Annotated in this window: 8 protein-coding genes; 3 read left to right on the plus strand and 5 right to left on the minus strand. The window is 40.2% G+C overall.

The genetic code is table 11. The features are described 5' to 3' along the window. Window positions 1–9: 9 nt before the first annotated feature. From B9T25_RS02560 to B9T25_RS02575, 4 genes are all read right to left on the minus strand, one after another. Window positions 10–1980: a BCCT family transporter gene (locus tag B9T25_RS02560; protein ID WP_086186895.1), complete on the minus strand. Its 1971-nt coding sequence runs from the start codon at window positions 1978–1980 to the stop codon at window positions 10–12. Between the two features lie 169 nt (window positions 1981–2149). After that, a complete protein-coding gene (locus tag B9T25_RS02565; protein ID WP_086186896.1) occupies window positions 2150–2845 on the minus strand; it encodes an ion channel in 696 nt (231 codons plus the stop codon). A gap of 308 nt (window positions 2846–3153) precedes the next feature. Next, window positions 3154–4869 carry a cation acetate symporter gene (locus B9T25_RS02570; RefSeq protein ID WP_086186897.1) on the minus strand — a complete coding sequence of 572 codons (1716 nt, stop codon included), beginning with the start codon at window positions 4867–4869 and terminating at the stop codon, window positions 3154–3156. A 1-nt stretch (window position 4870) separates the two neighbouring features. Beyond that, window positions 4871–5203, minus strand: coding sequence for a DUF485 domain-containing protein (locus tag B9T25_RS02575; protein WP_086186898.1), 333 nt, complete (start codon window positions 5201–5203; stop codon window positions 4871–4873). 184 nt (window positions 5204–5387) lie between these two features. Here B9T25_RS02575 and B9T25_RS02580 point away from each other — a divergent pair, with 184 nt between their 5' ends. Together B9T25_RS02580 and B9T25_RS02585 are read left to right on the plus strand one after the other, a co-directional pair. Further along, window positions 5388–8879: a PAS domain-containing hybrid sensor histidine kinase/response regulator gene (locus tag B9T25_RS02580; RefSeq protein WP_086186899.1), complete on the plus strand. Its 3492-nt coding sequence runs from the start codon at window positions 5388–5390 to the stop codon at window positions 8877–8879. Between the two features lie 418 nt (window positions 8880–9297). After that, window positions 9298–10065: a hypothetical protein gene (locus tag B9T25_RS02585; protein ID WP_086186900.1), complete on the plus strand. Its 768-nt coding sequence runs from the start codon at window positions 9298–9300 to the stop codon at window positions 10063–10065. A 243-nt stretch (window positions 10066–10308) separates the two neighbouring features. Here B9T25_RS02585 and B9T25_RS02590 read toward each other — a convergent pair whose 3' ends face one another. Then, a complete protein-coding gene (locus B9T25_RS02590; RefSeq protein ID WP_086187039.1) occupies window positions 10309–10959 on the minus strand; it encodes a response regulator in 651 nt (216 codons plus the stop codon). Between the two features lie 374 nt (window positions 10960–11333). Between B9T25_RS02590 and msuE the strand changes: the two genes are divergently transcribed. Then, window positions 11334–12068: an FMN reductase gene (msuE, locus tag B9T25_RS02595; protein ID WP_086186901.1), complete on the plus strand. Its 735-nt coding sequence runs from the start codon at window positions 11334–11336 to the stop codon at window positions 12066–12068. The last annotated feature ends 52 nt before the right edge of the window (window positions 12069–12120 follow it).

Consider the following 12120-nt stretch of genomic DNA (forward strand, 5'->3'; position numbering starts at 1 on the left):
TTTACCTTTTTATTCAGCTGTTCTGACTAAACTTAAGAAATGCAAATGACGTTCGTATTGATCAATAATATCTTGCAATAAATCATCTAAAGTCCAGTCCATCACATCATAGTTTTGACCACCTTCTCTTAAAAAGACTTCTGCTTGATAATACGTCACTTCATCCGAAATCATTTCTGCCATAAAGCTCGGTGGAACGGTTTCTCGTGCAACTACTTGGTAGACAAAATTAATTTCATTGCGATGATCAACTCTTAATTCCAATCCATTTTCGATGGGTTGAATTGCAACTTCCAGTTGACGACGCTGAAATTCTTTTTGAACATTTTTAAAAGCATTAAATACCTGAGATTCAATATACTTTTGAACCTCTTGCTGGCTATGCGGATAGTGCATAATTAAGCCCAACCGCTGTTGCCAACTGCGTGGATTTTGAATCGCTCGCGGAGTAATACGCGCCTCTTGCAAGGCATTCATTTTAGTCACATCTAAACGTAAAGCTTTTAATAGTCCCCAACAGATAAACAGTAGAATAAAAGTAAAGGGTAATGCGCTCATCATGGTTGCGGATTGCAATGCACTTAAGCCCCCCACAAGTAACAATACAATTGCTAAAACGGCCATAAGTACCGTCCAAAATAGCCTTTGCCATGTAGGAGAGTTTTCAGATTTAGCAGTTAAATAATCGGCAACCAAAGCACCTGAATCTGCTGATGTCACAAAAAATAGCATCACCAAAAAGGTTGCCAACAAACTCATTACACTTGAGAAAGGCAAACTATGCAAAAACTCAAACAGTGCGACAGACGAATCCCGTTGTACCGCTAAAACCAAAGGATGATTTGCCTCATGTAAAATGCTATATAACGCAGCATTTCCCATAAAGCCCATCCAAATCAGGGTAAAGCCTGTCGGTATGAGCAAGACACCCACAATAAATTCACGAATAGTACGGCCTTTGGAGACACGAGCAATAAACATTCCTACAAATGGCGACCATGAAATCCACCATGCCCAATACATAATCGTCCATCCACCAATCCAACCATTCGGTTGATAGGCATATAAATTAAAGGTCATGGTAAATAGATTGGAAATGTATTGACCTGTATTTTGAATGGTCGTTTGTAGTAAATAAATTGAAGAACTGGCAAAAAATACAAATACTAATAGAATCAGGGCAAGGCCTAAATTAAGTTCAGAGAGTCGCTTAATTCCTTTATCTAATCCTAGAAATACTGACATAGAAGCCATGGCGCTCACCACAATAATCAATATCACTTGAGTACTGGGTGCTTGCTCAATGCCAAATAGATAATTCAGCCCTGAATTGATTTGAGTAACACCAAAACCCAATGTGGTTGCAACACCAAAAACCGTACCAATCGTGGCAAAGGTATCAACCGCATCCCCTAGAGGGCCATAAATCTTTTTTCCAATAATGGGATATAAAGATGAACGAATTTTCAGTGGAAGATTATGCCGATAAGCAAAATAAGCCAGTGATAAACCAACCACGGTATAAATTGCCCATGCATGTAGTCCCCAATGGAAAAACGTCACGCGCATGGCGGTTTGAGCTGATTGAATCGTTTCCCCACCCCCTGTTGGAGGAGAAACATAATGCATCACTGGTTCAGCCACACCAAAGAACATAAGGCCAATCCCCATGCCTGCGGTAAATAACATGGCGAACCATGAGCCATTGCTGTAGCTAGGTTGGCTATGATCTGGGCCTAGCTTAATTTTACCCATATCTGACAATGCGATATAAATCAGTAAAATAAGAAATATCGCAACAGATAAGACATAAAACCAGCTAAAAGAGTCTGTGACCCACTGATTGAGTTGCTTTGTTAGCAGATCAAATGAATCGGGTGCTAGAACAACAATTGCAAGAAAAATAACAATTATAGCGACCGTACTTAAAAAAACATTTGGATTAACATTAGAAAACCAAGATGGATTTTTGGAAGGCATATATCCCCCATTTATTTTTAAATGAATGTGACAGACCTAAAGGTCAAATAGAGCATTTATCGAAGATAAATAAAAGACGAGTTCAGTAGATGTAAATAAAAACTCAAAGGCATCATAAATTAACCATAGAAATAAAGCAGTTACATTCATGTAACATCATTTAAACCAATTATTCTTTATTAGACTTATCTCGGTTAGGCAAATGAGCGATGTATTGCAAGGAAATCAGCCTTGAGACGATAAGCGCTAAATACATGACACCACAGAACATTTGCAGCATTGCTAAGACTCGTGCTGGTGCGCTCATCGGTATTAAGTCCGATAATCCAGTCGCCGATTGCAAACTAAAACTTAAAAATAATAAATTCAGCCACGTCTGTACACCGCTCATATTGGGGTTTTGAAAACTATCGGGTACTAAAATCTGGCAAATACTATATAAAAATGCAAACCCCCAAGCCAGCAGTGTAAATACGGCACCCGCAGCGAACATCTCATCTCGGGTTAAATAGTTATCTTCAAACATATAACGTAATAAACCATAGGCCGCACTAAAATAAGCTGCGGCTTCGAAGCCATGCGCAATGACTTGAATCATTGGCTGATTGAAGCCCAATAACATCAGCAAAGAAAAAAGCACCGCCCCACCGACAAAACCAAGTCCTAAAATGGTAAACATCGGGGTTTGTCGAATGACTTTAGCAATCACCAGTAAAACCAATACGCCTAAGATCCAAGTCAAAGTCCGATAAGTCAGACTGTAATTGACGGTAATGGATAAAATTAAAATAATAAATTGCAATAAAATTAGCCAAGCTGAAGGCAATAAGCGAAAGATCTTCCAAACATCAATAAACGCCTGCATTTACACCTCCAAGATACTTCAGTTTGTTTTTGTTTATTTCGGTATTTTCTTTCTTTTTAAATCTGATCAACTTAGCATGAATTGAGCACAAAATACGAGCGATCCGTTGGTCTGTAAATCACGGTCTGAAAATCACCGAAGAGATCCGTCTGCACAAAAGCGTTGATGTGATCAAAAATAAAATCCAATTTGAACTCAAATTAGCCTACTGAATCAGGACAATAGTATTTTAAACATCAATCCACTTTAAATATCCAGAGCATAAAAAAGTCCCCTTAGGGACTTTTTTATTACTTCTATTTTAAGTCTTAGTGATCAGATGCACCAGAAATACCAATACCCGTTTGAGAGCGTACATATTGCGCATCAAACGCTTTACGCTCTGCTTGTGCGCGTGGTGAGTTATCAGTCACAGAAAACAACCAACAGCAGAAGAATGACAATGGCATTGCGAAAATTGCAGGACCATTAAATGGGTTCACTGCTGTATCAGAAATACCCAATGTATCTACCCAAACTGCTTTCGCTAGAACAATCAACGTCACTGCTGTTACTAAACCAGCGAGACCGCCAATGACCGCACCACGTGTGGTTAAACCTTTCCAGAACATTGAAAGTACAAGTATTGGGAAGTTGGCACAAGCTGCTACCGAGAATGCTAAACCCACCATGAAGGCAACGTTTTGTTTCTCGAACAAAATACCCAAAATCATGGCAAAAATTGCTAAACCTAAAGTTGCAATTTTAGACATACGAAGTTCAGATTCAGGTGTTGTTTGACCTTTCTTGAATACGTTTGCATACAAGTCATGTGAAATTGCTGATGCACCTGACAGTGTCAAACCAGCAACGACTGCAAGAATCGTTGCAAATGCCACTGCTGAGATGAAGCCCATGAACAAGTCACCACCAACAGCATCACTTAAGTGAACTGCCGCCATGTTGTTACCACCAACAAGCTCTAACTTACCAGTTACAGCCATTTTAGCAACATCAATGAACTGCGGGTTGTTTGATACGTAAAGGATCGCACCAAAACCAATGATGAACGTTAAAAGATAGAAGTAACCAATGAAACCTGTTGCTACAACCACTGATTTACGTGCTTCTTTGGCATCTTTTACCGTAAAGAAACGCATTAAAATGTGCGGCAGACCTGCTGTACCAAACATTAATGCAAGACCCAATGAAATCGCATCAATTGGATTTGCCGCCAACTTACCAGGCCCCATGATGTTGCCTGCGTCCGCAAGGCTCATGTCATGAACTTTACTGAAGATTTGAATCGATTGTTCAAACATTGCCGTGAAGCTAAAACCTACACCTTTCATCACCATAAATGCCATGAAGGTCGCACCTGACAGTAACATCACCGCTTTGATGATCTGTACCCAAGTCGTTGCCAACATGCCACCGAAGATTACGTAAGCCATCATCAGTAAACCAACGATTACTACAGCAATGTTGTAGTTTAGACCGAAGAGTAATTTGATCAGCTGACCCGCACCCACCATCTGAGCAATCAGATAGAACGCAACCACAACCAATGAGCTAATTGCTGCCAATGTACGTACAGGTTTTTCTTCCAAGCGGAAAGATACGACATCAGACAGATTGTATTTACCCAAGTTACGCAAACGCTCTGCAACCAAGAATAATACAATTGGCCAACCCACCATGAAACCAAGTGAGTACAGTAGACCATCAAAACCTGAGCTAAATACCAGTGCTGAAATACCCAGGAAAGACGCTGCCGACATATAGTCACCGGCAATTGCCAAACCATTTTGGAAACCTGAAATACCGCCACCTGCGGTATAAAAATCCTGAGTACTTGTGGTTTGTTTTGCAGCCCATTTGGTAATGACCAAAGTGAAAGCAACAAAAATGACAAACATAATAATGGCATGCCAGTTAGTCGCTTGCTGTTGAGCCTCGCCTAAATCTGGGCCTGCCATTGCCATACCTGACATGAGCAGCGTTGACGCTGCAAGTGCTTGAGCCTTCAATGAATTCCATTTCATCTTAATGCTGTCCTTTTTCATTGGCAATTGCTTGAACTTCTCTCATTGCATCTGCTGTCAATGGATCAAGGGTCTTATTCGCAATATAGGAATACACACCGCAAAGTAAAAATGACAATACGATGATGCTTAAACCAAGTGGTATACCCCAAGTGGTCACGCCACCGCTAAAAGAACTCATTAAGAATTCTTTGTTATAACCTACGAGTAGCATGAAACCAACGTATACAAAAAGCATAATTGCAGTAAGTGTCCAACTGAGACGACTTTTTTTCGCAACCATTTCCTTAAACTTTGGATTCTGTAGAATTTGCTCTACCTGTCTCTCATCCATAACCAATGCTCCTATTCGCACCCAACCTTGGGCACTATTTTTAATTCGAATTATTACGTTGTCTAACTTAACAATCTTATTAGGTTCTTGTAATTAATACTTTGGTCGTTAAATTTTAACCAATTACGTTGGTCAGATTATCAGATAGGGTATCATTACGATATAGTTTTATACTGTAGGCAATATGAATAGCTGGCTTATCATCGGGGTTTTAGCCCTCTATATCGCATTACTTTTTATCTGTGCATTTTTTGGGGAAAAACACGCGAGTCGGTTAAGCACGCGTGGTCGCATGCTGCTCTTTAGTCTAACTTTAGGGGTGTATTGTTCATCTTGGACATTTTATGGTGCCACTGGTGCCGCTGTTCGTGAAGGTATTATCTTTCTGCCGATTTACCTTGGTCCACTGATCTTTGTTGGGGTGGGTTATGATATTTGGCGACGTTTAGGTCGAGTCCGTCAGCACCATGCTATTTCCTCGATTGCCGACTTTATCGCTGCGCGTTATGGCAAAAGCGGTTCATTGGCATCGTTAGTGACCATTCTTGCAGTCATTGCAATCATTCCCTATTTGGCTTTACAGCTCAGAGCAATTGCCTTAAGTGCTGCCGTAATTTTACAACAGGATACAGGCATAGAAAGTACCACTAATGGGGTCCTTTTTCTCACTGGTATTTTAGCTATTCTGGCCATGATTTTTGGTACACGGCAAATTGCCAATACCGAACAACATGGCGGTTTAATGCTGGCTGTGGCTTTTGAATCCTTTGTTAAGTTATTTGCTTTATTGTGTGTTGCCTTATTTTTTGTCTTTGAATCACCAGATAATCTGGGGCAAATTTCCAGTGATGTCGCCGATACCTTTAAAGAGGTTCAGCTTTTTGGTGTGCCAGATACTTTTTGGGTACAAACCATGCTGGCGGCATTGGCTATGATTTGCTTACCACGCCAGTTCCATGTGGCCGTGGTTGAATTACGCGATGAAAAACATATTCGCGGGGCACGTCGTTGGTTTGCCGTTTATCTGATTCTTACAACGATTGCCATTATTCCGATTGCCAGTTGGGCACTACATGCTGCTCCGCACTTTTTAGCAATTCCCGATGTCGCTGTGCTCTCCTTGCCGCTGAGTTATAACCAAGACTGGTTAACCCTATTGGCCTTTTTGGGTGGTTTTTCTGCCTCTACCGGTATGCTGTTAGTGTCTTCAGTTGCCTTGTCGATTATGCTCAGTAATGACCTGATTATGCCAGCATTATGGCGTACTAGCATACTTTCACGACATGACAAGCGCCTACCTTTAGTACTGAAATTTACCCGGCGCATCTGTATTTTAGCAGTGATGTTATTGGGTTTTCTGTTCTTCCATTTCTTCAATGATATTGACCAACTCTCCGTTTTTGGATTATTGGCATTTAGTGCAGTGGCCCAATTCTCCCCTGCTCTGATCGGTGGACTATATTGGCGTGGCGGAAGTAGACAAGGGGTATATGCTGGTCTACTTACTGGCTTTTTCATGTGGTCATACACTTTGCTGTTACCGACGGTACTGCGCAGCTTTCCTGCAGAATATAGCCAATTTACCCAACAGTTCCTCAACCTCGGTCCTTTAGGGATGAACTGGTTACGTCCAGAAGCCTTGCTAGGTTTTCAGTCTTTTGCCCCATTGACTCATGGTGTGGTGTGGTCTTTAGGTCTCAATATTCTGTTATATGTGTGGGTCTCGCGCATCTTCCGTCCCAGTATTGCTGAACAAATTCAAGCGGAAAGCTTTTTCTATTACGAAACCAAGCCCTTACCAACACCAACTAGTTCGAATGACATTACTTATCTCAATCATGACGTTGCGCGTCTAAAAGTGGGGGATTTAATTGCCTTGGCCAAACGGATTACTGGTGAAGGACCAGCCACACAAGCATTTCAACAATTCTGTACGCAAAATAATGTCGCATTGAATGAAAATAGCAGTGCCAATGGTATGTGGTGGCGTTTCACAGAACAATATCTGGCTGGAACCATTGGTTCAGCTTCCGCGCGAACCTTACTCACCACAGCCATGGTCAATAATGGTTTAGCCTTGGGTCAAGTCGCGAATATCTTAGACCAAGCCTCGCAATGGCAGCGTTTTAACCAAAATCTAATTATGACCATGATTGACCACATGACCCAAGGGGTGAGTGTGGTGGATGAAAATATGTGCTTGGTGGCATGGAATAATCAATATCTTAAGCTGTTCGATTATCCAAAAGACATTGTCTATGTCGGTTGCCCCATTGCCGATTTAATTCGCTATAACGCAGAACGTGGCGAATGTGGCCCTGGTTCAGTGGAAGAGCATGTGCGCAAACGGATTCATTGGATGGCAATGGGAAGTGCGCATGAATTTGAACGCATTCGTAAAGATGGTCGTGTCATTCAAATGCGGGGTAATCCCATTGAAGGTGGTGGTTTTGTTACGACCTTTGCCGATATTACCGCTTTCCGTGAAAATGAAGCCGTACTTGAAGGACGTGTACAGGATCGTACCCAACAGCTTGCCAATGCCCTTTCTGAACAACAATTAGCACGCGAACAAGCTGACCGCGCCAATATGTCAAAAAGCCGTTTTATTGCAGCAGCAAGCCATGACTTATTGCAACCGATGCATGCCGCGCGTTTATTTAGTACAGCTTTAGAGCAAAGTGTACAGTCGGATGAAGACCGTAAAACCCTGCAACAACTCGACCGCGCCTTACATGGTGCTGAAAGTATGTTATCGGCATTATTGGATATTGCGCGTTTAGAAGGTGGTACGATTCAGCCGAAACGTCAGCCTTATCCACTGCATGACTTACTCAGTGATTTAGAACTACAATTTAAGTCCATTGCAGCACAACGTAACATTCAATTTAGTGTACATGATGTACCGTTCTGGATTGATACCGATCCACAATGGATTCGCCGCATTATTCAAAATTTCGTCAGTAATGCCTTACGTTATACCGCCAAAGGTCGGGTGATTGTTGGGGTGCTGCGTTCTGCGGAAAAACCGCAGCATATTCGCATTGGTGTTTGGGATACAGGGCCAGGGATTGCTGAAGAACAACGCATTAAGTTATTCCAAGAGTTTGAACGCTGTGGGCACACTTCACCTTGGGGTGAACAAGGTCTGGGGCTTGGCTTAGCCATTGTGCAACGGATGACCAGCATGTTGGACTACCCTATGCATGTTTATTCTGAATATGGCAAAGGTTCTTGCTTCATGATTGAGGTGCCCCTTGTAGAAGCACCTCAAGTGGTAACAACCCCAACACAAGCTATTCCGCTGAAAAGCAAAGCCTATAAAATTTTATGCTTAGATAATGATGAAATTATTTTAGATGGTATGTCTACCCTACTAACAAAATGGGGCTATCAAGTCTTCAAAGCGACTGAACCTGAGCAAGCTTTAACCCTTATTCAGCAAGAAAATATTCAAGTGTGGTTAGTCGATCAACATTTGAATAACCATAAAATTGGTTTAGATTTCATTTTGGAAAATCGTCAAGAACAAGTTCCTGTAGCACTGATTACTGCAGATTCTGATCCTGAACTACCGCAACATTTAAAAGAGCTCAATATTGTATTGCTAAAAAAACCATTAAAACCTGCATCACTACGTTCATGGCTCTCTGGCTTAAAAATTTCCAATTCTTAATTCTAAACGGCAGAACCAAACGTCCATTTCAAATTGATGAAATGGACGTTTGAATACACAAATACATTTTTTATCACCTACACTGGCAATTTATTTTTCTGTTTAGGCAAAACTGCTCAAAAAATCACATTTTAAACGCTACTCGATTGACCAAAAATTTCAACTTCATATTTTCTATGGCAAAGAAGATCAAAATTTAAGTGAACACCTGTACACTTAGTTACAATTTTTCAATAACATGTTTTTAAACATTTTTTTATTCAAGAAAGTCCGTTCTAGAACTTTAGTCGTATTCCGTTCACCCCCTTACTCCCCCATATATAAAGCTAAGAAAAGATCAGTTTTATCTCGTGATAAGCACATCAAAAATGCTAGCTACTAGAAACTGATCATCAGACAAAATTACAGGAATTTGAAGATGAACATTTCGAAAGTTGGAAACCACGATTTAGATCAATCGCAACAATTTTACCGTCAATATGGTGCCAATGCCCTATTGCCTGAGATTCAATGGGATAAACTGTTCAAGAACAGCAAATTGAATGATACCCATATTCAAGCTTTAAACACCTTGTATCAAAGTGCTGTGCCACTTGCATTACAAGTATTTTCCGATTTAAATTTTGATGTATTCACACCTGCAGCACATAAACCGCAAGGCTTAGGTCTATTTGAACGACTGGCTGAACAAGAAGATAAACTGATTCAATCTTTAGAAGCTGAATCCAATGGCTTAAGTGCTGCTGTACGCCATCAAATTTGGAGCATGTTATTACGTGGCGGTGCCGTGCTGGTCTTTAAAGCATGGCTAGGCAAGGTCAAAACCGATGAAAATCGATTAGATACCATGCAATTTGACGAGCTATCAGATCTGTTATTTATTAAAACATCGCCTTTAGAATTGGCTCAGCACTTGGCTGTAAACACACATAATCGTGAAGATCATATTTTTCTCATATATGGCAATGACATTTACCTAGACCATTTTAACAGCTTAGAAACGGCTGCTTTATTTGTCGACTTAGGTGTCTATGATGCTGCCTTTTTAAGCCTACGCGATGATAGCGTCGCCGAATACCTGAAAGAAAAATCCTATGTTTCTCAAGAACAGATTGATGATCTGCAATGCGCACTCAATCCATTATTTTGCACAGACCTCACACCGAAAAAAAGCTGGGTTATTTAGTTTAAATATTTTCATTAGACTTCTTTCATAAGCCGTTTTTTTGATCAATACAAGTCGTGCGTAAAGCAAAGTTAAGAATAATTTTTAGTAATTAAATGAGGCAGTGCTGATTTTTAAAAACCGAATATTGAACTTTTTTTGATTTATGCAAGCTATCTATTATTTAAATTGCAAAAAATTTATCCTCATAAAAAAGGCACTTCAATGAAGTGCCTTTTTCCATTTCATGCTGTGCTCAGAACATCACATTTTCTTTTCTTCAATATTTAAAGCACTAATGGCCAAGACCGCTTGAGTACGATTTTGTACACCCAATTTACGGAAAATTGCCGTGACATGCGCTTTAATCGTTGCTTCAGAAACATCTAACTCGTAAGCAATCTGTTTATTCAACAAACCTTCCGCAACCATCATTAAGACGCGAAATTGTTGTGGAGTAAGCGATTGAATTCGTTCTGCCAGCGCAGTCTCATCTGCCGCACGTGGATCAAAATTCAAATTAGTGGGTAAATTCGGTGGTAACCAAATTTCACCTTCCAGTACTTGGCGAATTGCCTCACCAATATGGCTTGGATGAGCTGATTTTGGGATATAACCCATCGCACCATGCGCAATCGCACGTTGAATAATTGAAACTTCTTCGTGTGCAGAAACCACAATAATCGGAATCGAAGGATATTGTGCACGAACATGGACCAAGGCTGAAAAGCCCGAAGCCCCAGGTAAATTAAGATCCAATAAAACCAAATCTGGTTCTGGTCCGTTATCTAAACGTGCATAAAGCTCATTTACTGCAGCTGTTTCATTAATTTGAGCTTGTGGCAAGCTATAACGAACAGCTTGAATTAAAGCATGACGAAATAACGGATGATCATCAACGATTAAAATGTTCATAAGCGACATGAAAGATCTTGTGCACAGTGATGGCTATTCTAACCACACAATCATCGTTAAGGATATGCAGGAATCACTTTTTTTACTCGATATGCCATTATTTTATAAAAAAATTCCTTTTTTTAAAGTTTTTCTAAGAATCATCAAATCTAATCACATTTTGATATAAATTTTATTCATCTAATGAAAATACTTATTCAAATTAAATATAACTTTACTTTTCAAATAATTAAATCGCTATTTACAACACTATTATTTAAAAAAAAGTTATATCTTAAAAACAGATAACCTATCTTTTTTTCTTTATTTTACAGCATTTTCTGCAATGTAGATAAATGAACACAATTCCGAGATTCAACTTAGGCTCTACGTTCATGACTCTTCTTAATCAACAAAAACCGCTTAACATTGTCGCTGTATCGGGAGGCTTAAATCACCCGTCTAAAACAGAAGCTTTGGTACAAGAGATTCTGAATGAATTAGCTGAAGCCACCCCCATTCATGTGCATTTTATTAAATTCAGTGAAATTGGTCATTTACTGGGTGGCGCTATTTACCGTAATCAACTGCCACAACGGGTACAAGATGACTTGGCTGCGGTTGAAGCTGCCGATGCCCTAATTGTAGGAACTCCTGTTTACCGTGCATCTTTTACTGGTCTTTTTAAGCACTTTTTTGACTTTGTTGAACAAACAGCATTGGTTGATGTACCTGTTCTTTTAGCCGCATCTGGTGGTAGTGAACGTCATGCTTTGGTACTGGAGCATCAATTACGTCCATTGTTTAGCTTCTTCCAAGCACAAACTTTACCTATCGGTGTCTATGCAACAGATAAAGATTTTACCCCTGAATATACCATTCACAGTGAGTTCTTGCGCGACCGCATTACATTGGCTGTCGCACGTGCATTGCCTATTTTGGAATGGGCACCAGCGAAAGGTCAACGTGCAGAAGTGGTGAAAGAAAAAACTCAACTAGCAAACCAAAATTTGGGGATCAATAAACAAATTGAACAAGATGAGGTTTTACCTTCTGCTGCAGTGCCAAATTTAGATGCCGCGGAATCTCGCCTGCATCATAAAAAAGTACCCAAGCCTCAAGTGGCATAAATATAAAAACCTATCTAGAGGGCACAGATATGACGCAGCCAAATCAAAATAT

The organism is Acinetobacter sp. ANC 4470, assembly GCF_002135335.1.
Lineage (GTDB): Bacteria > Pseudomonadota > Gammaproteobacteria > Pseudomonadales > Moraxellaceae > Acinetobacter.